The sequence below is a fragment of the Shewanella colwelliana genome (assembly GCF_001735525.1).
GTDB classification, from domain to species: domain Bacteria; phylum Pseudomonadota; class Gammaproteobacteria; order Enterobacterales; family Shewanellaceae; genus Shewanella; species Shewanella colwelliana.
On record NZ_MCBT01000006.1, the window covers coordinates 49,568 to 72,591 of the forward strand.

General features: G+C 44.6%; 23 protein-coding genes. 13 read left to right on the forward strand and 10 right to left on the reverse strand.

Annotated features, from left to right (window positions below; genetic code table 11):
• Positions 1-33 precede the first annotated feature (33 nt).
• The gene (locus BEL05_RS02370) at positions 34-786 is read right to left on the reverse strand and encodes a Nif3-like dinuclear metal center hexameric protein (protein ID WP_069670150.1); all 753 of its coding nucleotides are present in this window, start codon (positions 784-786) and stop codon (positions 34-36) included.
• A gap of 236 nt (positions 787-1,022) precedes the next feature.
• Between BEL05_RS02370 and BEL05_RS02375 the strand changes: the two genes are divergently transcribed.
• On the forward strand, positions 1,023-1,367 hold the full coding sequence (locus BEL05_RS02375) for a hypothetical protein (protein WP_028764809.1): 345 nt from the start codon (positions 1,023-1,025) through the stop codon (positions 1,365-1,367).
• Positions 1,368-1,415: 48 nt separating this feature from the next.
• Here BEL05_RS02375 and BEL05_RS02380 read toward each other — a convergent pair whose 3' ends face one another.
• The gene (locus tag BEL05_RS02380) at positions 1,416-1,907 is read right to left on the reverse strand and encodes an outer membrane lipoprotein (protein ID WP_028764808.1); all 492 of its coding nucleotides are present in this window, start codon (positions 1,905-1,907) and stop codon (positions 1,416-1,418) included.
• Positions 1,908-1,959: 52 nt separating this feature from the next.
• Between BEL05_RS02380 and aat the strand changes: the two genes are divergently transcribed.
• The 3 genes from aat to infA all read left to right on the forward strand — a co-directional run bounded on the left by aat (position 1,960) and on the right by infA (position 3,704).
• Positions 1,960-2,670 carry a leucyl/phenylalanyl-tRNA--protein transferase gene (gene aat, locus BEL05_RS02385; protein ID WP_028764807.1) on the forward strand — a complete coding sequence of 237 codons (711 nt, stop codon included), beginning with the start codon at positions 1,960-1,962 and terminating at the stop codon, positions 2,668-2,670.
• Entirely contained in the window at positions 2,660-3,367 is a 708-nt protein-coding gene (locus BEL05_RS02390; RefSeq protein ID WP_069670151.1) for an arginyltransferase, read from the forward strand. Before aat ends, BEL05_RS02390 begins: the two co-directional genes overlap by 11 nt.
• A 118-nt stretch (positions 3,368-3,485) precedes the next feature.
• Positions 3,486-3,704 carry a translation initiation factor IF-1 gene (gene infA / locus BEL05_RS02395; protein WP_011865366.1) on the forward strand — a complete coding sequence of 73 codons (219 nt, stop codon included), beginning with the start codon at positions 3,486-3,488 and terminating at the stop codon, positions 3,702-3,704.
• Between the two features lie 176 nt (positions 3,705-3,880).
• On the opposite strand, the gene clpA is transcribed toward infA, so the two are convergent.
• Entirely contained in the window at positions 3,881-6,133 is a 2,253-nt protein-coding gene (gene clpA, locus BEL05_RS02400; RefSeq protein ID WP_028764805.1) for an ATP-dependent Clp protease ATP-binding subunit ClpA, read from the reverse strand.
• A 35-nt stretch (positions 6,134-6,168) separates the two neighbouring features.
• The gene (gene clpS, locus BEL05_RS02405) at positions 6,169-6,477 is read right to left on the reverse strand and encodes an ATP-dependent Clp protease adapter ClpS (protein WP_028764804.1); all 309 of its coding nucleotides are present in this window, start codon (positions 6,475-6,477) and stop codon (positions 6,169-6,171) included.
• A gap of 245 nt (positions 6,478-6,722) precedes the next feature.
• Here clpS and cspD point away from each other — a divergent pair, with 245 nt between their 5' ends.
• Complete coding sequence (cspD, locus tag BEL05_RS02410) at positions 6,723-6,929, forward strand: cold shock domain-containing protein CspD (protein WP_028764803.1); 207 nt, start codon at positions 6,723-6,725, stop codon at positions 6,927-6,929.
• Between the two features lie 218 nt (positions 6,930-7,147).
• On the opposite strand, the gene BEL05_RS02415 is transcribed toward cspD, so the two are convergent.
• On the reverse strand, positions 7,148-9,367 hold the full coding sequence (locus BEL05_RS02415) for an NADP-dependent isocitrate dehydrogenase (RefSeq protein ID WP_069670152.1): 2,220 nt from the start codon (positions 9,365-9,367) through the stop codon (positions 7,148-7,150).
• A 307-nt stretch (positions 9,368-9,674) separates the two neighbouring features.
• Between BEL05_RS02415 and BEL05_RS02420 the strand changes: the two genes are divergently transcribed.
• The 6 genes from BEL05_RS02420 to BEL05_RS02445 all read left to right on the forward strand — a co-directional run bounded on the left by BEL05_RS02420 (position 9,675) and on the right by BEL05_RS02445 (position 15,374).
• Positions 9,675-10,340 (forward strand): pseudouridine synthase, encoded by a 666-nt coding sequence (locus BEL05_RS02420; RefSeq protein WP_245686921.1) that lies wholly within the window; start codon positions 9,675-9,677, stop codon positions 10,338-10,340.
• Between the two features lie 40 nt (positions 10,341-10,380).
• Complete coding sequence (locus BEL05_RS02425; RefSeq protein ID WP_069670154.1) at positions 10,381-10,830, forward strand: NUDIX hydrolase; 450 nt, start codon at positions 10,381-10,383, stop codon at positions 10,828-10,830.
• Positions 10,831-10,998: 168 nt separating this feature from the next.
• Complete coding sequence (gene mnmA, locus BEL05_RS02430) at positions 10,999-12,114, forward strand: tRNA 2-thiouridine(34) synthase MnmA (RefSeq protein WP_028764800.1); 1,116 nt, start codon at positions 10,999-11,001, stop codon at positions 12,112-12,114.
• 3 nt (positions 12,115-12,117) lie between these two features.
• Positions 12,118-12,735, forward strand: a complete 618-nt coding sequence (gene hflD / locus BEL05_RS02435) for a high frequency lysogenization protein HflD (RefSeq protein WP_028764799.1) — start codon at positions 12,118-12,120, stop codon at positions 12,733-12,735.
• Positions 12,736-12,767: 32 nt separating this feature from the next.
• Positions 12,768-14,138 carry an adenylosuccinate lyase gene (gene purB, locus BEL05_RS02440; RefSeq protein ID WP_069670155.1) on the forward strand — a complete coding sequence of 457 codons (1,371 nt, stop codon included), beginning with the start codon at positions 12,768-12,770 and terminating at the stop codon, positions 14,136-14,138.
• A 108-nt stretch (positions 14,139-14,246) separates the two neighbouring features.
• Complete coding sequence (locus BEL05_RS02445) at positions 14,247-15,374, forward strand: ribosomal protein uL16 3-hydroxylase (protein WP_069670156.1); 1,128 nt, start codon at positions 14,247-14,249, stop codon at positions 15,372-15,374.
• A gap of 110 nt (positions 15,375-15,484) precedes the next feature.
• Here the strand turns inward: BEL05_RS02445 and BEL05_RS02450 are convergent, their stop codons facing one another.
• On the reverse strand, positions 15,485-15,934 hold the full coding sequence (locus BEL05_RS02450) for a DUF4826 family protein (RefSeq protein WP_069670157.1): 450 nt from the start codon (positions 15,932-15,934) through the stop codon (positions 15,485-15,487).
• Positions 15,935-16,190: 256 nt separating this feature from the next.
• Here BEL05_RS02450 and BEL05_RS02455 point away from each other — a divergent pair, with 256 nt between their 5' ends.
• Positions 16,191-17,216 carry a Glu/Leu/Phe/Val dehydrogenase dimerization domain-containing protein gene (locus BEL05_RS02455; protein ID WP_069670158.1) on the forward strand — a complete coding sequence of 342 codons (1,026 nt, stop codon included), beginning with the start codon at positions 16,191-16,193 and terminating at the stop codon, positions 17,214-17,216.
• A 689-nt stretch (positions 17,217-17,905) separates the two neighbouring features.
• Positions 17,906-18,250 carry a hypothetical protein gene (locus BEL05_RS02460; RefSeq protein ID WP_069670159.1) on the forward strand — a complete coding sequence of 115 codons (345 nt, stop codon included), beginning with the start codon at positions 17,906-17,908 and terminating at the stop codon, positions 18,248-18,250.
• 74 nt (positions 18,251-18,324) lie between these two features.
• On the opposite strand, the gene BEL05_RS02465 is transcribed toward BEL05_RS02460, so the two are convergent.
• From BEL05_RS02465 to ydiJ, 4 genes are all read right to left on the reverse strand, one after another.
• Positions 18,325-18,732, reverse strand: coding sequence for a PliI family lysozyme inhibitor of I-type lysozyme (locus BEL05_RS02465; RefSeq protein ID WP_245686922.1), 408 nt, complete (start codon positions 18,730-18,732; stop codon positions 18,325-18,327).
• A 117-nt stretch (positions 18,733-18,849) separates the two neighbouring features.
• Positions 18,850-19,281 carry a MarR family winged helix-turn-helix transcriptional regulator gene (locus BEL05_RS02470; RefSeq protein ID WP_069670160.1) on the reverse strand — a complete coding sequence of 144 codons (432 nt, stop codon included), beginning with the start codon at positions 19,279-19,281 and terminating at the stop codon, positions 18,850-18,852.
• 162 nt (positions 19,282-19,443) lie between these two features.
• Complete coding sequence (locus BEL05_RS02475; protein WP_139151802.1) at positions 19,444-19,887, reverse strand: DUF1285 domain-containing protein; 444 nt, start codon at positions 19,885-19,887, stop codon at positions 19,444-19,446.
• Positions 19,877-22,921, reverse strand: a complete 3,045-nt coding sequence (ydiJ, locus tag BEL05_RS02480; RefSeq protein ID WP_069670161.1) for a D-2-hydroxyglutarate dehydrogenase YdiJ — start codon at positions 22,919-22,921, stop codon at positions 19,877-19,879. Before ydiJ ends, BEL05_RS02475 begins: the two co-directional genes overlap by 11 nt.
• Between the last annotated feature and the right edge of the window lie 103 nt (positions 22,922-23,024).

Genomic DNA, 23,024 nt, shown 5'->3' on the forward strand with positions numbered 1-23,024 from the left:
TGGTTCATGTTTTCATATTGAGCCATGCACCGCTTAAACTGGATTATCAATATCCACAAAGTGATGGGTTAGCTCAAATTTCTGCGCCAAATGCTCTCCCAACGCCTTAATACCAAACCGCTCTGTCGCATGATGCCCCGCAGCAAAATAGTGAATATCTTGCTCGACTGCACTGTGGAAGGTTCTTTCTGACACTTCACCGCTGATAAAGGCATCGACACCGAGATCCACTGCAATATCGATATAATCCTGCGCACCGCCGCTACACCAAGCTAAATGCTGAATCGGCTTATTAGTGTCACCCAGATGTAACGCTTCACGCCCAAGCACATGATTTAATTTAGTTTGAAAAGCCGTGACGGACATTGGCACATCCAAACGCCCTTGCCACACTAAACCTTGCGCAACGCCCTCGACAGACTCTGCATCAATAATAGCCAACTCTCTGGCAAGCTCAGCATTATTGCCCAGCATAGGGTGCCCATCGAGCGGCAAATGATAACCATACAAATTGATATCATGATTAATGAGCGCCTTGATTCGCCGATGCTTCATGCCAGTGATCACTTCACTTTCACCTTTCCAAAAAAAGCCGTGATGTACCAATAACGCATCGGCATTCAGCGCTACCGCACGATCGATTAACGCTTGGCATGCTGTTACCCCTGTCACTATGGTGGCAATCTCGTTGCATCCCTCAACCTGTAAGCCATTCGGCGCATAGTCTTTGTAATCTGAAAGATGTAAAAATTGCGTTAGATATTGGGTTAATTCTGAACGTGTCATTGGTGCTCCTAACCAAATTCACCTAGTCCCAATCACTTATAAATTGGCAATTAACGGGCTAAATGAGAATATTTTTATCAATATTAACAGTAAATATACGTGTTTAGTCTAGCCATATATGGGTTCCAGTTCATAGAAATACGTTGAATTTCTGTGAAAATTGGACTTTTTGACAGTTTAACCTATAAAATTAGCCGAAACCTTCAATTACACATTAAAAGAAATAGGTTAATACTATGTCTAAGTTGACCAAAGAAGAGGTGATCAACGCGCTAGAGTCTGCCCTGAGTCAGGCACAAGGCAAAAGCGTGACGATCGAGCAGAAAGGAAGCTGGTATAAAATCGATGGTGGTAAGTCGCTTCGTTTTAGCGATCTAGAAACTATGCTTGCTGAATTAGGTGGCGACGCCCCAGCAGCAACAGCCAAATCAGAGCAACCTAAAGCTGCACCTAAAAAAGCTGCAAAGCCAAAGGCTGATAAGAAGGAGGCAACAACCGCCTCATCAGGCAATGGTATGACACCCAAAGAACTATGGCGTGCTAAGCTAGCAGGTAAAGATCAGTTACCTCGCGGTTTTTAAATAAGCATGACAGTTCAAATAAAAAAGGCGCTTAAAGCGCCTTTTTTATTACATAGCGATGTCGACCCTGACTCTTCCTGGCAGGTAAACCACCCTCACCTCATCATCAACATTAAATATCATCCCAGGATCGCGATCTTGGATAACCATCACTTGTTCGCCATCTTCGAACTTAATCATCATCTCGACTAAGAGGAGCTGCTCATAGTAATCACTGCTGTAGCGGTTAGCAGCACCAGCACCAAGCAGTGCCCCCAGCACTGTTGCGACATCTTGGCCTGTACCACCACCAAACTGATGACCAATCACCCCACCCACGAGGGCTCCACCAAATGTCTTCCACCCCCGATTACGGTCCTCTACCAACTGCTGCTGTGTGATGTTGCGCACAGACACAACATGACCATATACAACCTTTTCGACGGGTACCGCCTGATCACGCTCATAGGGTGCCGATGACACGTTGCTACTCCCCGCTAAGAAGAAACTGATAAAAACTAAGCGAACATAGCTAAAGAAAGACAATCTAGGTTTCAACATGGGGCATTTTCCGCTAACTTATAAAGAGGCCATTTACTAATTTTACTCAATTGTGAACTCACTGTCCTATTTAAATCATGAGCTGGCTCAGTTTCCATCGCCAGAATTTGCACTGACCGATCCAAATGGTTTATTGGCTATCGGTGGTGACCTTCACCCTAAACGCTTACTCAGCGCCTATTATGATGGCATTTTTCCATGGTTCAATGAAAATGACCCCATCCTTTGGTGGTCACCAGACCCTCGTGCGGTATTCGTGCCGGGCTCAATGAACATAAGCAGGAGTCTGAAACGTCATCTAAAAAAAGTAAATTGGCGTTTTAGTGTTAACCAGGCCTTCGATCGTGTCATAGAGCACTGTGCAACCACTCGAGACGGACAGGAAGGCACTTGGATAACAAGCGAAATTCAGCAAGCTTACAAGGTACTGCACCGACAGAAAAGAGCCCATTCAATAGAGGTCTGGGATCAAAACCGGCTTATTGGTGGGTTATATGGCATTGCTATTGGCCAAGTTTTTTGTGGTGAATCTATGTTTCACCGGCAAACCAATGCATCAAAAGCGGCCATGGTAATGCTACATCAACACCTACTGGCCCATAATTTTCGATTAATTGATGCCCAGGTAATGAATCCCCACCTCGCATCTTTAGGTGCTAAGTCGCTCAAACGATCAGACTTCATTAATCTATTAAAGCGCTTTAGAGATATTGAAGTCGCTAGCGATACTTGGCATCCCACTGAGGTTTATCTTGAGCTCTAATTCAGACACTATCCAAGTCGGGATGACCAATGCCTTCCCTTGTAGTTATCTTGCAAACCAACAGGAACAGTTACTAGTTTTACAGGAAGAAACTCTAGACGTAGATCTATTCGAGCGCTTATTAGCACTGGGATTTCGTCGTAGCGGGCAGATGATATATAAACCTCACTGCCCTGCGTGTCAGGCGTGCTTGCCAATACGTGTTCCGGTTAAACAGTTCCAACCATCACGTAGACAAAAGCGTAATTTGAAGAATAACCGAGATATCTCCTTCGCCATTGTTGCTCAGAGCACTCCAGAGCAATATCAATTGTATGAACAGTACATCAATGAGCGACACTATGATGGCCCTATGTATCCCGCATCCAAAGAGCAGTACGAGCAATTTATTCAATGCAGTTGGCATCAGCCGCTTTTAATTGAGTTACGTGTACAAGGACGGCTTATAGGCGTTGCAGTAACAGATCAACTGCCTAACAGTCTCTCGGCCATCTACAGTTTTTTTGCCCCCAGTGAAGACAAACGCTCTTTAGGGTCGTTAATGATTCTACTGCAATGTCGTTTAGCTAAGCTGATGGGAAAAAACTATCTCTATTTGGGCTATCAAATTGATGATTCACGGAAAATGAATTACAAAAAGTCGTACCAGCCCAATGAGATCCTTACCAGCAAAGGATGGCAACTAAGTGTATTGTAAAAGCGATGATCCACATGGAATTATTTAAGAGGAAAACTAAGCTCCCCTTTACAGCGGGCGTAATTTACGGCATGATACGCCCGATTTAATATTTGAAGGCTAACAGGATAACTGATTAATGGCGAAAGAAGACAACATTGAGATGCAAGGCACTATTCTTGAGACCTTGCCAAATACAATGTTTCGAGTAGAGCTAGAGAATGGACATGTAGTAATCGCCCATATCTCAGGCAAAATGCGTAAAAACTACATCCGTATTCTTACGGGTGACAAGGTCACAGTTCAGCTGACCCCTTATGATTTGAGCAAAGGGCGCATCGTCTTCCGTTCACGCTAAAGTTAGCTAACGATATTATAAAAAACCGGCATTGCCGGTTTTTTTTATTGGCTAAACCTAGTGCCTTAAAGTCTTGCGTGATGAAGTGAAATCATCCAAGGCTTAAGATAAGAACAGATGAGATTTGCCATAAAAAAAGGCTGCAATTGCAGCCTTTTTTATCAACTTAAAACCGGTTAAGTGACTTTTTCAGGTTGTTCAATATTGATGACAATCTCTTGGCCATCGATATCGACATGAGCCACCCCACCTTTCTCTAATCGGCCAAACAATATCTCATCTGCCAATGGTCGCTTAATTAATTCAGTGACCACTCTAGACATTGGTCGTGCCCCCATCGCCTTGTCATAGCCTTTTTCTGCTAATAAAGTTCTAGCTTCGTCACTGACTTCTAATACAACGGCTTTGTCATCAAGCTGTGCCTGTAACTCAACCAAGAACTTATCTACGACCTTAGCAATAACAGTCATATCTAAGTGATTAAACCAGATAATCTCATCCAGGCGATTTCTGAATTCTGGTGAGAAGACACGGTTAATTTCAGACAACGCATCTTGGCTATGATCTTGTTGTTTAAAGCCAATTGATTTCCGCACGGTTTCCTGCACGCCAGCATTGGTCGTCATCACCAAGGTCACATGCCTGAAATCAGCTTTGCGGCCATTGTTATCGGTCAAGGTACCGTGATCCATCACCTGCAACAGCAAGTTATAGACATCGGGATGCGCTTTCTCAATTTCATCGAGGAGCACGACACAATGAGGATTCTTAATCACTGCATCAGTTAACAATCCACCTTGATCGTAACCCACATAACCTGGCGGTGCGCCAATCAAACGTGACACCGTATGGCTTTCCATGTATTCAGACATATCAAAGCGCACCAAATTAAGCCCTAAGCACACGGCAAGCTGACTAGTCACTTCTGTTTTACCAACACCAGTAGGTCCGGCAAATAAGAAACTCCCCACTGGCTTACCTTCACCGCTCAATCCACTACGAGATAGCCGTATCGCCGAGCTCAAGGCTTCAATGGCTTTATCTTGACCAAAGACGACCATCTTCAGATTACGCTCTAAATTCTTAAGCATATCTTTATCAGTAGCAGATACGGATTTCTCAGGAATGCGAGCCATTTTAGCGATAATGGCTTCTATTTCACCCTGACCGATAGTTTTCTTACGCTTACTTGCAGGTTGCATCGCCATGCGTGCCCCCGCTTCATCAATAACATCAATGGCTTTATCGGGTAAGTGTCTATCATTAATATGTTTATCCGATAAACGTGCCGCGACGCTCAGTGCTGCCAAGGTATACCGCACTCCATGATGCTCTTCATACTTGGACTTGAGCCCTTGAAGAATCTTGGTGGTTTCAGCCACCGATGGCTCATTGATATCGACCTTTTGGAAACGACGAGCTAACGCACGATCCTTTTCAAAAATACTTTGATACTCTTGGAATGTGGTAGAACCCATGCAGCGTAAGTTACCACTCGATAATAGTGGCTTCAGGAGATTAGAGGCATCCATGACCCCCCCCGATGCAGCCCCTGCACCAATAATGGTGTGGATTTCATCGATAAATAAAATGGCATGTTCATCTTGGGCAAGTTCACGCAATAAGCTCTTAAAACGTTTTTCGAAATCACCACGATATTTGGTACCAGCCAATAATGCACCCAAGTCTAAAGAATAGACCGTCGCGGCCAGCATCACTTCAGGTACTTCTTCATTTACGATGCGATAGGCTAAACCTTCCGCTATCGCTGTCTTACCAACACCAGCTTCACCGACAAGTAATGGGTTATTCTTGCGACGGCGACACAAGATTTGAATAGAACGTTCAATTTCATCGCTGCGACCGATCAGCGGATCGATATTCCCCTTGCGCGCTTCTTCGTTCAAATTAGCGGTGAACTGAGATAATTTGCTGCGCTCTTCAGTTTCACTCTGATCCTCAATTTGCTCCTGCTCTTGAGGATTATCAATCTCATCTCTGCCCACACCGTGCGAGATAAAATTAACCACATCTAAACGTGTTATCTCACCATTTCTCAGCAAGTAAACCGCTTGAGACTCTTGTTCACTGAAGATTGCCACCAGCACATTTGCACCAGTTACTTCATTCCGCCCCGATGACTGAACATGGAATACAGCGCGCTGCAGAACGCGTTGGAAACCTAACGTGGGCTGAGTTTCTCGCTCATCTTCAGGATCTGCAATGATAGGCGTGGTTTGCTCAATAAAATTAGCAACCTCTTCCCTAAGTTTATCAAGATTCGCTCCACAGGCGACCAGCGCCTCTTGTGCAGCGGGATTATCAATCAAAGCCAGTAGCAGATGCTCTACAGTCATGTACTCATGGCGCGCGTCTCTGGCTTGTTGAAATGCCAGATTCAAAGTGACCTCAAGATCTTTATTTAGCATAAGCACCCCCTAAATTAATCACACAACTTCGAGATTCAGGCTTTCTCTAATGAACACAGTAACGGATGTTGGTTTTGTCTTGCAAACTGATTTACCTGAGCCACCTTAGTCTCGGCAATACCAAAAGGAAAAACACCGCATATTCCCTTACCTTGATGATGTATTGCCAACATGATGTCTGTTGCTTCTTGCTCATTCTTTTTAAAAAAGAGTTGTAATACCTCAATAACAAAATCCATCGGGGTATAATCATCATTGTTGAGAATCACTTTATACATTGAAGGCGGAGCAATTTCTGATTCAACGCGTTCTTCAATATGTTCAATATTTCCTGCTTTACCCATCTTTAAATATTAGCCTCTAGTTTTGGCTTCTACCAAATGTTGATCTTCACTACAACTAAACATAACAGTCATCGGACCAATAAAACCAATTGTTCTTAGTTTTTTAGCCAAATGTTGCCTCTTTGTTAAATTACTCTTGACATACGCTTTCACTGGTTTCATTCTGTTTGTCGAGCGGTGAATTATCCCCGCATCATTAGTTTTACTATCTTACTGGTCAGTAAACAACAGAAGGAAGTGGAAGTATGGCAAACGGAACTGTTAAATGGTTCAACAACGCCAAAGGATTCGGGTTTATCTGCCCTGAAGCTGGTGGTGAAGACGTTTTCGCACACTATTCTACCATCGAAATGGAAGGCTATCGAACTCTAAAAGCAGGCCAACCAGTCCAATTCGAGGTCGAACAGGGGCCAAAAGGTATGCACGCGTCAGCGATTTCGCCAACAAAATAGTTGGTGAAAGTTAAAAAAAGGCAGGGTTATCCCTGCCTTTTTTATTGTTCTAACGCCAATAAATTCAGAACCGAAAATCACTATACCAATCAGATATTAGGCCTTTTAGCCATCGGCTCTGAGTACCTATAAGTTACCTATCGTCATACAGCGACTTTACCAGCAAATTTTAGCAACAAAAAAGGAGCACTAGGCTCCTTTTTAAACATTAGCGCTAATTAGCAAAATATTGCATTAAGCGTCGCGCTTGGACGCATTGCTGCAACGGCTTTAGCTGCATCTAAACGGTAATAGCCACCTAAATCGACTGCTTCACCTTGTGCATCATTAAGCTCTGCAACAATTTGTACTTCATTGTCGCTCAAAGCTTTTGCTACTGGAGCGAAGTGTCCTTTTAATGCTGCATCACTGTCTTGCGCTGCAAGTGCTTGTGCCCAGAACATAGCAAGATAGAAATGGCTGCCACGATTATCCAGTTCACCCACACGGCGTGATGGAGAACGGTTCTCATCAAGGAACTGACCAATAGCAAGGTCTAGCGTATCAGCCAACACCTGTGCTTTAGGGTTATTGTAGTTTTGGCTTAGATGCTCTAACGAAGCCCCTAATGCTAAAAACTCACCGAGTGAATCCCAACGAAGGTGCCCCTCTTTCTCGACTTGTTGCACATGCTTTGGCGCACTACCACCCGCACCAGTTTCAAATAATCCACCACCATTCATTAGCGGTACAATAGACAGCATTTTAGCACTGGTGCCCAACTCTAAAATTGGAAACAGATCGGTGAGATAATCACGCAAAACGTTACCCGTCACAGAGATGGTATCTAGCCCCTCTTTGGTACGTTTTAATGTGAAACGCGTTGCTTCAACTGGAGACATGATATGCAGTTCAAGTCCATCAGTGTCATGCTCAAGCAAGTACTGATTCACTTTGGTAATAAGTTGCGCATCGTGTGCACGTGCAGCGTCTAACCAGAACACAGCTGGTGTTGATGAAAGGCGTGAACGATTAACGGCCAGTTTAACCCAGTCGCGAATGGGTGCGTCTTTAACCTGACACATTCTCCAAATATCACCTGCAGCAACCGCATGAGATAGCAAAACGTTGCCATCGCTGTCTTTAACAGAAACAACACCATCTGTAGCGATTTCAAAAGTCTTGTCGTGACTACCGTACTCTTCAGCTTTTTGCGCCATCAAACCAACGTTAGGCACGCTGCCCATTGTTGTTGGGTTGAACGCACCGTGCTCTTTGCAGAACTGAATGGTTTCTTGATAAACGCCGGCATAGCAGCGATCTGGAATCAGCGCCTTGGTATCTTTCAGCTTGCCATCAGGTCCCCACATCTGACCAGAAGAGCGAATCGCAGCTGGCATAGAGGCATCAATGATCACATCACTTGGTACATGTAAGTTGGTAATACCGCGGTCTGAGTCAACCATAGCTAATGCAGGACGCTCAGCATAAATAGTTGCAATGTCCGCTTCAATTTCGGCTTGCTTTGTTGCTGGAAGTGTTGCGATTTTGGCATAAACATCACCAAAACCATTGTTAACATCCACACCTAATTCAGCAAACAACTCGCCATACTTGGCGAAAAGGTCTTTATAGTAGACTTTTACGGCATGACCAAACAAGATTGGATCTGAGACCTTCATCATAGTGGCTTTAAGGTGCAAAGAGAGCAGAACATCTTCGGCTTTAGCTGCTTGGATCTCTTTTTCCATGTAAGCCACTAACGCTTTTTGGCTCATGGTTGACGCATCAATCACTTCGCCCGCTTGCAGCGCTAAACCTGTTTTAAGTCTCTGCGTTTCACCAGTGCTAGTTTCGAGTATGATATCGACAGAGGTCGCTTTCTCTAGCGTTACCGACTGCTCGCTACCATAAAAGTCATCTGCATCCATGTGCGCAACGTGTGACTTAGAGTCACTTGCCCACGCGCCCATTGAATGGGGATTTTTCTTGGCATAATTTTTAACTGAACCCGGGGCACGACGATCTGAGTTACCTTCACGTAATACAGGGTTTACCGCACTACCTTTGATCTTGTCGTAACGTGCTTGTACATCACGCTCTGTGTCATTCTGTGGTTCATCAGGATAATTAGGTAGTGCGTAGCCTTTAGCTTGTAACTCTTTAATACACGCTTTTAGCTGTGGAATTGAGGCACTGATATTAGGTAGCTTAATGATGTTAGCTTCAGGCGTTGTTGCTAATTCACCTAACTCACTTAATGCATCAGAGAGCTGTTGCTCTGGCGTTAGGTAGTCAGGGAAATTAGCGATTACACGACCAGATAAAGAGATATCGCGAGTTTCAACACCCACGCCTGCTGCCGCAGTAAAACTTTCGATAATTGGCAGTAAAGAGAGCGTTGCTAGGGCCGGAGCTTCATCCGTTTCGGTATAGATAATCGTTGGATTGTCGTTCATTTTGTGTCCTACGTAATTGTAAAATAAAGCGTTAATAAATCGAAAGATTATTTTAATTGTTATAATAGTTTTGTCGCTAATGGCATAAGCCATCAAGCTTTGTAGCAGGGCTTGCCTTATGGCATTACCGCCAATTTACTGCATTGCGGCACCTGCGTTTTACATCTCAAAACCCACAAAGGTTTTGCTATCGATCACATTTGATGGCCGACATCATAAATCATTCGCAGTAATATTCAAATTCCACTAAGGGCGAATGCCACGTACAATGTCATGATTGGAATACACTAAGCCAGAAGTTTTATTCGTGAATTCATCCCATCGAGCCAAGTCTACTCATGCTTCTCCTATCGCTAGGCAGAAGCCCAAGTCTTCCGCCAGCCAAGCCTTACGGCATAAGGGTGGCAGAAATCCACAAAAGCCGCGTGCAGAAAAGCCGCTGATCGTTCTGTTTAACAAACCATTTGATGTGCTGTGCCAATTTACCGATGAACAAGGGCGCCAAACATTAAAAGATTTTATCCCTATTAAAGAGGTTTACGCCGCCGGAAGATTAGACCGAGACAGCGAAGGATTACTGCTGTTAACTAACGACGGTCAGCTTCAGTCGCGGATTACTGAGCCTAAAAAGAAGACCTTTAAAACCTATTGGGTACAAGTTGAAGGTGAGCCGACACTTGAGGCGCTTAACGCCTTACGCCAAGGTATCAAACTTAAAGATGGGCCTACCCTACCTGCGAAGGTCAATGTTATGAATGCCCCCGCGGTTTGGCCAAGACACCCCCCTATCCGAGAGCGTGCCAACATCCCAACTACTTGGCTAGCCATAGAGATTTGTGAGGGGCGTAACCGACAAGTACGACGCATGACCGCTCATGTAGGCTACCCAACATTAAGATTGATTCGTTATAAAATAGGTCAATGGAGCCTAGACGATATCGCCAACGGCGAATATCGCGTCATTGAGCCTTAGCTCAGCGCAAATGATTGCTGACCGATTTAAAGGGGATTAAATGGAACGTTATAAACCCAACGTTACTGTAGCCTGTGTGATTAAATCACAGGATAAATATTTAATGGTCGAAGAGTTGATTGATGACCAACTGCAATACAATCAACCCGCCGGTCATTTAGAGCCAAACGAATCGCTGATTGATGCATGTCAACGCGAAGTACTGGAAGAAACCGGCATTGAACTGACACCGCAGAGCCTGCTAGGCATCTATCAGTTTCAGGCATCTAGCGAACAGGCATTTTTGAGATTCACCTATTTTTGTGAGCTTGAAAGTTGCCCCATACCTAAACCACAAGACAAGGCGATTAACCAGGCCCTATGGTTAAGTTATGCAGAAATAAAAGTCTTAGCGCTACAGCTACGGAGTCCATTGGTACTGCATTGCATCGATGACCACTTATCTGGAAAACAATTTTCTGCAGAAATTGTTAATTGTCAGTTTCTGTAGTTAGCTCCAACGCATAATGCATGATAGAATACGCCCCCGCATATTACGGCAATTTAGGTCGCTAAAATCCAAGACAATTGAGTCGAGGAGATTAGCCATTTAATGTAAGTGTTAGTCACTTACTAAGGGTGCCGTAGCAACATTATTTTTAAACGGTTTTTAGGATCTATGGCATTAATCGAACCCAATCCAAACGGAAAAAAAGTCATCGTCGGCATGTCTGGTGGTGTTGATTCATCTGTTTCAGCATATTTGCTGATGAAACAGGGCTACCAAGTGGAAGGCCTGTTTATGAAAAACTGGGAAGAGGACGATACCGATGAGTATTGTGCTGCCGCTGACGATTTAAAAGATGCTCAGGCTGTCTGTGACAAATTGGGGATCACCCTGCATACCGTTAACTTTGCAGCCGAATATTGGGACAATGTTTTTGAGTACTTTTTAGCTGAATATAAAGCTGGACGTACTCCTAATCCCGATATCATGTGCAACAAAGAGATCAAATTTAAAGCGTTTCTTGAGTTCGCTGACGAAATCTTAGATGCCGATTATATCGCTATGGGGCACTATGTACGACGTAGCGACGCATCGGGTCAAAGCCAGATGCTGCGTGGGGTTGATAGCAATAAAGACCAAAGTTATTTTCTTTACACACTCAGCCATGAGCAAGTCGCTCGTTCGCTGTTTCCTGTCGGCGAGTTGCAAAAAAGTGAAGTTCGCGACATCGCCAAAGAGATGGGGCTTATCACTCACGACAAGAAAGACAGTACCGGCATCTGTTTTATCGGTGAGCGCAAATTTACCGATTTTCTGCAAACCTTCCTGCCAGCCCAACCGGGTAAAATCGAAACCGCAGAAGGTGAAGTCATTGGCGAACACCAAGGACTGATGTACCACACCTTAGGCCAACGCAAAGGTCTGGGCATTGGTGGCATGAAGAACAGTAACGACGATCCTTGGTATGTCGTCGACAAAGATTTACAGCGTAATGTCTTAGTTGTCGGGCAAGGTGGTCAACACCCGCGCCTAATGTCGATCGGCTTTTATGCCGACCAACTGCACTGGGTCGACAGAAAAGGGCCAGCTGATGGCGCTAAAATCACCGTTAAAACCCGCTACCGTCAGCAAGATGTTGCCTGCACATTGACCTATGAAAGCGATGATAGAATAAAAGTCATTTTCGATGAGCCTGTTGCCGCGGTTACACCTGGCCAATCAGCGGTCTTTTATGATGGTGAAGTCTGCCTTGGTGGCAGTATTATCGATTCGTTGATAAGAGAGTAAAACGTGAGCGAGCCAATTTTCGACAGAACCATGGCTTTTGCGGGTATCCTGCAAGCCATCTCGCAGGTGCAGCGCGTTGCCCGTCACGGTCAAGCCGATGGCGAAGCCCTCGCCGCCTGTTTAAATACCATATTAGTCACTAACCCAGACAATACTAGCGATGTTTATGCCGATAAGGTGTCACTGAAGCAGGGCTATCAGCTAATCATTAATCAACTTGGTGATGATAAGCAAAAAGATGTTGAGATCACTCGCTATTTAATCGGCATTTTAGCCCTAGAGCGTAAACTATCTAGAGCTTCAAACTCTATGGGTATGCTCAGCGAGCGCATCAATCAGGTACATCGTCAGCTGCATCACTTTGCCATTACTGATGATCAGGTTGTCGGTAATTTTGCTGGAATATACAGCGATATCATTAGTAATTTGGGCCCCAAAATACAGATAGCAGGTAACCCTGAATTTCTTAAACAACCGCTAGTACAACAAAAAATACGCGCTCTATTACTTGCTGCCATGCGCAGTGCCGTATTATGGCGCCAATTAGGAGGCAAGCGTAGACACCTTGTCTTCTCAAGAAAAACAATAGTCGACATAGCTAATAAAAGCCTCACCCTATAAATAATAAGTCAAGTTCATTAAAGGAGCTTCTAATGGAACTTTCCGCACTAACTGCTATCTCTCCGGTAGACGGTCGTTATGGTAGTAAAACCGCCTCATTACGAGGGATTTTCAGCGAGTACGGCCTGACCAAATACCGTGTTCAAGTCGAAATCAACTGGTTAAAGCTGCTTTCTAGCTGCCCAGAAATTGAAGAAGTTCCACCATTTAGCGAAGCAGCATTAGCCCTTCTCGATCAAATCAAAGATAACTTTAGTGAGCAAGACGCACTGCGCGTTAAAGCCATCGAAGCCACGACCAACCATGACGTTAAAGCGGTTGAGTACTTTATCAAAGAGAAAATTGCTGGCAATGCAGAACTTGTTGCCATTGACGAATTCGTCCACTTTGCCTGCACCTCAGAAGATATTAATAACCTATCTCATGGTTTAATGTTGTCTGAAGCGCGCGAGCAAGTATTAGTGCCATATTGCCAGCAGATTGTTGATGCCATTAAAAATCTAGCAACTGAGTACCGCTCAGTCCCTCTCATGTCTCGTACCCATGGTCAGCCAGCCTCTCCTTCTACGTTAGGTAAAGAGATGGCTAACGTAGCCGTGCGTTTAGAGCGTCAACTTAAGCAAATCCAAGCTGTTGAAGTAATGGGTAAAATTAACGGTGCCGTCGGTAACTACAACGCACACCTTTCAGCCTACCCTGAAGTCGATTGGCATGCGCTATCACAGCGTTTTGTCACCAGCCTAGGTCTAAACTGGAATCCCTACACGACCCAAATCGAGCCTCATGACTATATTGCCGAGTTATTTGATGCTGTCGCGCGCTTTAATACAGTGCTTATCGATTTTGACCGTGATATCTGGGGTTATATTGCTCTTGGCCACTTTAAGCAAAAAACCATTGCTGGCGAAATTGGTTCTTCAACCATGCCGCATAAAGTGAACCCAATCGACTTTGAAAACTCTGAAGGTAACCTCGGCATTGCTAACGCATTAATGCAGCACCTTGCCGCCAAACTACCAGTGTCAAGATGGCAACGTGACCTTACCGATTCTACCGTTCTGCGTAACTTAGGTGTCGGTATGGCTCATGCACTTATCGCCTACCAAGCCACTCTTAAAGGGATCAGCAAGCTGGAAGTGAACGAAACTCAACTTCGCAATGAGCTTGATCAAAATTGGGAAGTCTTAGCAGAGCCAGTACAAACGGTTATGCGTCGCTACGGCATAGAAAAGCCATATGAGAAGCTCAAAGAGCTTACGCGTGGTAAACGTATCGATGGTGAGCAACTAGCCCAGTTTATTGATAACCTAGAACTACCTGAAGCGGTTAAAGCTGAACTGAAAAAAATGACCCCAGCTAACTACATCGGCCGCGCTGAAGCGTTTGTCGACGAGTTAAAGTAAACCCTTTGGGCGTTTGTTAATAAAGGCGGTGAGCACATGCTTACCGCCTTTATTGTTTTATACTCTACTACCCTCAGTGCACTCTTATTACTGTGAGCCAAAAACACCATGTACACACTCAATCTCGACCATGCAGACTTCCTTGAACACTACTGGCAAAAGCAACCTGTAGTGATCAAAAATGCGTTTCCTAACTTTAGCGATCCTATTACAGCCGAAGAGCTGGCCGGTCTAGCATGTGAAGAGGAGATCAGCTCACGGATCATCTTAACCAAAGGCAATAACTGGGAGATCATTCAAGGCCCTATCGAAGACTACACACCATTTGGTGAAAATAACTGGCAACTGCTAGTGCAAGCTGTTAACCATTGGTTTCCAGATAGCGCCCCATTAGTTGAGGCTTTTCGCTTTATTCCAGACTGGCGCTTTGATGATTTGATGGTCTCTTTTGCCACCCCTGGCGGCGGAGTCGGCCCTCATATCGACAACTATGATGTGTTTCTACTACAAGGTGAAGGCCAACGTCGTTGGAAAGTGGGTCCTTTGGGGCAATATTCGCCGCGTGGAGGAGACACACATACTGCACTTATCGATGATTTTGAGCCAATGATCGATGTGGTTCTTGAGCCAGGCGATATGCTCTATATCCCGCCAGGCTTCCCTCATCGTGGTGAAACCATCGAAACTGCACTAAGTTACTCCATTGGCTTTCGAGCGCCTAGTCAGCAAGAACTCATGAGCAGCATTGCCGATCACTTAATCGACAATAATACTGGGCTGAAACGTTTTACCTCTCTGTCAGAGCCAAGCACTGCAGGCTTGCTCACTCAAGCGCAGCAATCGGGCATGGTTAACTTATTAAGTGAGTTACTTAGCCAACCTCAACACTATCAACAGGTGCTAGGACAGCTATTAAGCCAAAACCGCTTTGAATTAGATATCTGTGAACAAGAGGGTCCATACAGCCAAGATGAGCTGCTAGAAGCCTTCGAAGAAGGGGCGCTGTTACAACGGATTGGTGGCCTGAAAGTCATTCGCCTTGAAGGTGATAGTGTTCAACGTCTGTTTATTAACGGCGAGATATACCCGCTTGAAGGCCTCACTGACGAGATGCTTGATACACTGGCAAATCAATTTAGCTTTGATCATCAACAAGCATTGGCGTTATGCAGCAATAAAACGTTAACCGACTACTTTTTATGGCTAGTCAATCAAGGTTACGCCTATCTGGCATAGTTATATCAATCAATAAAAAAGGCCGCCATCTAACGACTAGACGGCGGCCTTTCCATTTTCATTCTAACAACTAAAACCTGTCAATCCCTGTTTAAAACAGAACCTATAACTTAAGATTCTTTCCACAGTTTTTCGTCATTGTGGATCTGGTACAAGCTTTCAGCACGAGACACTAACAGTTGTGCAAACTGTGCTTGAGTTTTATCTTTAATCGCACCAGAATTCGTCAAATTTTCCGCTTTCAATTGCCACATCATCGAAAAGTGACGAATCGCGTCACGGGCTGTAGCGGCAACTTTCACATCCACATAATCAGAAGGTAAATCGCCAGACATCACCCAAAACGTCTGTGCTTTAGGTTGCTTAGACTCCATCTTCCACACCGCAAGCAGTGGCGCAAGATAACGGCTATCTTCAGCAATCACCTTGCTTGGGATCACACCTTGCTCAGCCAGAAAGCGATTCGCTTTTTGAAAATGCTCTTTAATCCACTGCTGAGTCAGGGCTTCTCTTTGTTCTTCACTCAAAGGTTGAGTTTGATCGACTGCTTGTTCCGTCATACTGCTTCCTGTTTTTATAGTTATGTTGTGAACTGGCTATCGAGACTATGGCTATAGTAGTTTTCAGACGAAAACAACCACCGACTTTACGTTAACGTAAGGTGGAAACCTAAATTGCCACGCAGATCACAATTAATCCAAATCTTTACTTTGTGAGAGTATCGCTAAATGCTATCGTTCTGCAATAAATATAACAAGCCGTCGAACAGGCATTTTTTGCTGCTCGGCGTTTTAATTCCCAAGCGGAGAACACTCAGTGGCAGTATTCAACCATATCTCATTTGACGATCATGAACAGGTCGTATTTTGTCATGACAAAGAAAGCGGCTTGCGCGCTATCATTGCTATCCACAATACCAACCTAGGCCCAGCCGTTGGCGGGTGTAGAATGTGGAATTACGAATCAGATGACGAAGCATTGACGGATGTATTGCGCCTATCTCGTGGCATGACCTATAAAAATGCCTTGGCTGGCTTGGCGATGGGCGGTGGCAAGTCTGTGATTATCGCCGATCCTAAAGTCGAAAATAGAGAAGCCCTTTTCCGTGCATTCGGTCGTTGTATTCATACACTTGGCGGCAAATATTATTCAGCAGAAGATGTTGGCGTTTCCACCAGTGACATTATGATTGCGCACCAAGAAACACCTTACATGGCGGGTCTTGAAGGCAAGAGTGGCGATCCATCTCCATTTACTGCACTAGGTACGTATCTAGGTATTAAAGCAGCTGTTAAGCATCAACGTGGTATCGATAGTCTAAAAGGGCTAAAAATCGCGATACAAGGCGTAGGTCATGTTGGATACTACCTCTGCCGTCATCTCCATGAAGAGGGCGCTGAGTTAATCGTGACTGACATTCACCAGTCTTCACTAGACAAGGTTGCTACCGAGTTTGGGGCCACAGTTGTTGCGCCACAAGATATCTACCATCAAGATGTCGATATTTATGCGCCTTGTGCATTAGGTGCCACCATTAATGACACCACCATCCCGCTGCTTAAGGCTAAAATCGTTGCTGGCTGTGCCAATAATCAACTAGCTGAAAGCCGTCACGGTGAGAAACTTAAAGAACTTGGTATTCTGTATGCGCCAGATTATGTGATCAACGCTGGTGGCATTATCAATGTGTCATTTGAAAAAGACTACGACGAGCAGAAATCGACTAAAAAAGTGGAAGAGATCTACAACACACTGCTCAAAGTTTTTGAAATGTCTGATGCGCAGAACCGCACCACTGCAGATGTTGCAGATGAACTTGCACGAGCAATTATTAACGGCTAACACGCTAAGCTATTAGCCGCTGGGACAAAACAGTAGAAGCCACAGCGATCATTGCTGTGGCTTTTTTCATCTCTAATAACGCGATAGCCAAGCTTAAAATGAGACGAGTCAACCTAATACCAATCAGAACAAGAATGTGATCGACTCAGTGTGTGTTTGTGGCAACGACTGATGATAGACAGGTTACTCCCTTGTGAGCCTATTCAACGCAGAAATAGATAGCCCTAAATACGTCTAAAAGGTAAATTTTAGCCCACCCGATGCCATCTTCTCACTCGTTGCTAAATACCTTTAAAACACGACTATATGGATATAGGTAATAGGGCGAAGCACCACTAAAGGGATTTAGGATTTAGGATTTAGAAGGTAGGGTAACGCATGGAGTGATTACCGAGGATGCTAGATCCGAGGAGCCATTAAGGACCTTGCTTCAAACCCGCTAAACTCTCGCTAAACAATCAGAGCTCATACTGATTGATATAAGTCTTTCATCTCCCAATTAAACCTGTTTATTTTGAATCCACAAGGAATAAGTAATGCCAAAAAAGGGTAAAAAAATGATAACGGCATATTTCCTATTGCTGCCAAAGGGATAAACTTTGGACACATTTTTTTCATAAAACCGTACTGGTAAATGTCATATTCCTCTGCTTAACTTAGAGGCTCGACATCATCGCCAAGGAACGCTAATGGTCAGTTTCAAATATGATTTCAACCAAGATTTGGTCGAATTACAGGCCAGCAACTGGAGTGGATTAGAGCAGGTCTATGTCAACGGAAAACGCGTGTCTAGTAAACTTAATTTCGGTCAAAATAGTGAACACCAAGTTCAGCTACACGATGGAAACCCATGTAAATTTCAATTACTTATTGACCCAAGCAGTGACCAGATGATCTGCCGCATCTATAAGCGAAATCATTTAATCGCCAGCATCAAGCAAGGAAAAGAGAGTTTATTGCAAAGCAGGCAGTTACTTCAAGGTGCGGTTATGTTTTGCGCAATTTCGAGCTTAGGATTTCTGCTCTTAAGCTAGACGACATCAGCTAAACAGCAAAAGCAAGCAAAGTCGAATAGCTTAACCCTGCTCGCAGACAAGCATCCATATCATTAGCAAAGCGACAACGCTTGATTCACCACACAAACACTTTGGCTATTTTGATAATTTCCGCTGCCAGCAGTCGCCATGGTGACTGTAATCTTTTGTCTATCTGAACCATTTTCAACCAAACTTGATTTCAATACACTGCCATCTCGCATAAAGGAGACCGCAGACACAAAGTCACCCACACTTAAATCTCGATAGAGCGCCACAGTAACACTACCTATAGAGCGTGGCTCAAGAGCGCCTTCTGACACCACTAAGCTGTAACCATTGGCCAACGTCAGCGCTTGGCTGTAACCAGTGTCAGCTTGCACGACTTCACTGCTGGACTTTTGCTTAGCAGGTTTATTAATATTCACTGAGCAACCACACAAAGATACTGCCAGTAGCGCCACACCAAAGCATTTCATCATCTCAAACATTCCTTTTAGTACAATCAAAAATGACTGTCTACTCTGTCATTTCTACAGGACAAAAACAATTAAAGCGGCATACATAACGCTCTTGCATTTACTCAATCGTCATAGAGACTATTGAGTGTCATCAGCCTTAAGTCGATTCACCTTGTTCAATAAACGAATAAAATCGACAGACTCTTCTGAGGTTAAATTGGCTAAAAACAGCTCATTGACGCGTTCAGCTTCACGGACTAAATCTTGCTCTAATGCTTTACCGCTGTCTGTCAGGAAAATTTGAAAAGCACGACGATTGTCTGCTTCTTGATGACGTGTCACTAACCCCTGCACCTGTAATTGATCCAAGAGTCGCGTCATTGTGTAGTTTGCCACATCACAACGCTTAGACAGTTCAGTTTGCGTTATCCCCTCCTCTTGCCATAGGGCAAACAGCACAGGCCATAACTTGATGTCTAATTCATAGCGCTTAAGTCGCTCATCCAACGCTTTTTGAAGCTCGATATTGAGGTGAGACACTAAGTACCCCAAACTTTCATAATGTTTCAATCAGCACCTCCCACCTAAAATCCATAGATTTCATTTAATATTACCACTTGATGATCAAGAAACTAGGTAAGATGGCAACAAATTTGGTAACGAAATCCATTAGTCTTATCAAAGAGCAACTTACCTAACCTTAAATCAAGATAAATATTGTCAACAGTCGCGCTAATCGCTATCGAGCAGGTACTCATCTACAAATCGATAGTAACAAGCACGGCCAAGCTTTGCCGACAATCCTCTTGGTAATGATACGAAGATATCTTGCGCTTGGATCTCAAAGGCATGATGATTTTCGACGATAAACTCAGTGCCAATAGATGTTGTCAAACACAGTCGCCCGTCTTGAGCCACATTGTAATCGACAATCAGTAATGGAAATGCCGCCACCTCTACCCTTACCCGCTCAACTGGCGTGATCAATAAAAACTGCCCATCGATACCGTGTAAAATAGAGTAAAATAGCCGACTGAACTTGTCAGGCAGTGGGCCTTGCTGATAGAAGCAGTTGCCTTGTGCATCAATCTCAAACAGCGCTTGCTCATGACATAAGTTTTGGCTCGACATCAGTGTTTGCAACTGATGCTGAGCCGAATTGTTATCATTCATCATTTAGTAGTGCTAAGAGCGCCTGTACTGGATGCTGAGGTTTAAAGCCACCAAACCGTTTCACTTGGCTACGACATGAATAGCCCGATACCAAGATTTGCTCCCTCGGAAGCTGTTTTATGGCGCTATCCCAGGACATATCAAACAATGCTTTAGAACGTGTCTGGTTATCACTCTCATGGCCATAGGTACCCGCCATACCGCAACAACCAAGATTGACCGTACTAAGTGTTGCGCCCAAGTTTTCAAAGATAACTTTCCACTCATTACCAGTATTGGGTTTTGCAGTGGACTCAGTACAATGGCTGAACCAGGTAAAGTTACGTGTTATCTCCTTACTCTTTGGTCGCTCATTAACCACCTTAAGTAACCACTCATTGGCCAGTAGCACATTGAACTCTCCTCGGTGATCACCCAGCACCTCTTGGTACTCGTCGCGATAGCAAAGCACCATCGCAGGATCGACACCAACCATTGGCATACCAAGAGAAAACACCTGATTAAGAAAATCGGCACTCGACTGGGCGGTCTTGGCAAATTTTGATAAAAACCCTTTGATATGTATTGGTTTACCATTGGGTTTAAACGGCAACAGCACAGGGTTATAGCCCAGTTTCTCTATCAGTTTAATAAAGTGATAAACCGTCTCAGCTTCATAGAAGCTATTAAATGGATCTTGAACCACCAGCACATATTTATCCCGCTCACCGCTTGGGATCTGATTAAGTGCCGCGAGGTCATAACCACGACAAGAATGGTTTTCAAGTTTCTGTTTCAGTGTTGGTACTGATAAAGCAGGTGCATCAACATAGCCTAAAGACTTTTTAATGACCCATTGGCTAAGCGGATTTTGCGACACGGCATTGGTGATCTTTGGCATCATCGCCATCAAAGGCAAAGAGTCCTCAATCCCCGCAACAAGGTAATCTTTCGCTGGACGCAGGTAACGCTGATAATAAATATTAAAGAACTGCGCTCTGAACTTTGGTACATCGACCTTAACGGGACACTGAGAAGAGCAAGCCTTACAGGCTAAACAACCTTTTAATGACTCCATCACCTCATGAGAGTAATCATACTCTCTGTCCATCTTTAACGTGTTTTGAGTGCGTTGTAGCCAGCCTAATGGCTTAGCTTTTGCCAACGCCTCAACATCCACGCCTTCTGACTCTAATAAGCGCAACCACTCGCGCATTAACCCTGCACGCCCTTTAGGCGATTGCACTCGATCTCCAGTGACTTTAAACGAAGGACACATAGGCGAGTAGACGCTGTAATTAAAACACAATCCATTGCCATTACAGTTCATCACATCAGGAAAGGCTTCGCGAGTATTAACTGGAATTTGTCGATCAAAAGCACCACGCTTAGCGCTGTCTACGTTGTAATACAGTGCGCCACTCTCTTTGGGTGCAACTAACTTACCAGGATTAAGTTTATTGAGCGGATCGAACAGGCCCTTGACCTCTTCGAGCACACCAAACAACGTGTCACCAAACACGGCAGGGCCGTATTCACCGCGAACGCCTTTACCATGCTCGCCCCACATTAAGCCGCCGTATTTAAGGGTTAAGGCCGCCACTTGATCCGATACCGTTTTAAGCAACCGCTCATCAGCGGGATCACACATGTCTAATGCGGGACGTACATGCAACACACCGGCATCGACGTGACCGAACATGCCATATTGTAAGTTGTGGCTATCGAGCAGGGCCCTAAACTCCATGATAAAATCTGCCAGTTTTTCTGGTGGTACCGCTGTATCTTCTGCAAAAGCTATTGGCTTGCGGCTGCCTTTGGTAGCGCCCAGCAAGCCTACCGCCTTTTTACGCATGGCATAAATAGTATTGATAGAGCCTTTATCGGCGGTGATCTGATAACCCAGCAACCCCGTAGTTTGGGCTTCAATCTGTGTATCAAGCCGCTCACACAAGCGCTTGACCTTATCTTCGACCTCTTGAGTCTCCCCCGCAAATTCGACCATGTTTAAACCGTCGATAGACTTGCCTGGCACCTCTTCTATCAATGACGAAACTGAATGCCAAATAATGTCTTGCTTGGCGAGATTAAGCACTTTTGAGTCAACCGTTTCAACCACGGTCGCTTTGGCTTTCACCAGATCGGGAGCATGGCGCAACGCCGATTGAAACGAGTCATACTTAATATTCACCATCATGCGCGTTGTTGGCAGCGGCGTGATATCTAACCTAGCTTCGGTGATCACCGCAAGGGTCCCTTCTGACCCCGTCAAAATGCGTGAAAGATTGAACTCATCATATGACTCATTCCACACATTTTTTAAATCGTAACCGGTTAAAAAACGGTTAAGCTTAGGAAATCGCGCCGCAACTTCATCACGATGTTGCAGCGTCAAGTTAGCAATATCCCTTTGCAAACGCTGACCCAGCGATGGCGAGGCATTTTGCTCGAGCAGTTGTAACCCCTCATGGTTCAACGGTCCGGTTTCCAATACACTGCCATCATAAAGCACGCTTGAAAGCGCCAATACATGATCCGAGGTTTTACCATATACCAGTGAACCTGCCCCAGATGCATCGGTATTGATCATGCCCCCCAAGGTTGCGCGGTTTGAGGTCGACAAGTCAGGGCTAAAGAAAAAACCGTGTGGACGCAGCGCATCATTGAGCGCATCTTTAATGACGCCCGCTTCTACCCTCACCCAGCCCTCATCGGCATTCACTTCAAGCACGCGGTTCATGTATCGCGACAAGTCCAAGATCAACCCATGAGTCAATGACTGGCCATTGGTTCCCGTGCCGCCACCACGCGCACTGAAGACCACTTTTTCAAATTCAGCAGAGGCCGCCAGCTTGAGTGCTATGCGTATATCGGTTTGATTTCTTGGATAGAGTACCGCTTGAGGTAAAAATTGATAGACAGAGTTATCCGTTGCCTGAGCAAGACGCGCGCTATAGCGTTTATCGATATCGCCCGTAAAGCCACTCTCGGCCAATGCGTCGAGAAAATCAAAATACACAGGCTCAAGCGTTTGTTGATGAGATAACTTAGGTAGCATGGTGGTTTCTGTCTTTATCGTTATTAAAATAGTGCAGCCATTATAAACAAAAAAAAGCCGCTAAAAAGCGGCTTTTATCGAATTAGCTTATTCTATTTCAAGA

Coding starts and splice junctions, on each gene's coding strand:
- BEL05_RS02450 (WP_069670157.1), bottom strand. CDS start 15,934: ATGACGGAACAAGCAGTCGATCAAACTCAACCTTTGAGTGAAGAACAA.
- infA (WP_011865366.1), top strand. CDS start 3,486: ATGGCGAAAGAAGACAACATTGAGATGCAAGGCACTATTCTTGAGACC.
- clpS (WP_028764804.1), bottom strand. CDS start 6,477: ATGGGTAAAGCAGGAAATATTGAACATATTGAAGAACGCGTTGAATCA.
- ydiJ (WP_069670161.1), bottom strand. CDS start 22,921: ATGCTACCTAAGTTATCTCATCAACAAACGCTTGAGCCTGTGTATTTT.
- BEL05_RS02415 (WP_069670152.1), bottom strand. CDS start 9,367: ATGAACGACAATCCAACGATTATCTATACCGAAACGGATGAAGCTCCG.
- BEL05_RS02475 (WP_139151802.1), bottom strand. CDS start 19,887: ATGATGAATGATAACAATTCGGCTCAGCATCAGTTGCAAACACTGATG.
- mnmA (WP_028764800.1), top strand. CDS start 10,999: ATGGCATTAATCGAACCCAATCCAAACGGAAAAAAAGTCATCGTCGGC.
- BEL05_RS02370 (WP_069670150.1), bottom strand. CDS start 786: ATGACACGTTCAGAATTAACCCAATATCTAACGCAATTTTTACATCTT.
- BEL05_RS02425 (WP_069670154.1), top strand. CDS start 10,381: ATGGAACGTTATAAACCCAACGTTACTGTAGCCTGTGTGATTAAATCA.
- BEL05_RS02465 (WP_245686922.1), bottom strand. CDS start 18,732: ATGATGAAATGCTTTGGTGTGGCGCTACTGGCAGTATCTTTGTGTGGT.
- purB (WP_069670155.1), top strand. CDS start 12,768: ATGGAACTTTCCGCACTAACTGCTATCTCTCCGGTAGACGGTCGTTAT.
- BEL05_RS02375 (WP_028764809.1), top strand. CDS start 1,023: ATGTCTAAGTTGACCAAAGAAGAGGTGATCAACGCGCTAGAGTCTGCC.
- clpA (WP_028764805.1), bottom strand. CDS start 6,133: ATGCTAAATAAAGATCTTGAGGTCACTTTGAATCTGGCATTTCAACAA.
- BEL05_RS02380 (WP_028764808.1), bottom strand. CDS start 1,907: ATGTTGAAACCTAGATTGTCTTTCTTTAGCTATGTTCGCTTAGTTTTT.
- BEL05_RS02445 (WP_069670156.1), top strand. CDS start 14,247: ATGTACACACTCAATCTCGACCATGCAGACTTCCTTGAACACTACTGG.
- BEL05_RS02460 (WP_069670159.1), top strand. CDS start 17,906: ATGGTCAGTTTCAAATATGATTTCAACCAAGATTTGGTCGAATTACAG.
- cspD (WP_028764803.1), top strand. CDS start 6,723: ATGGCAAACGGAACTGTTAAATGGTTCAACAACGCCAAAGGATTCGGG.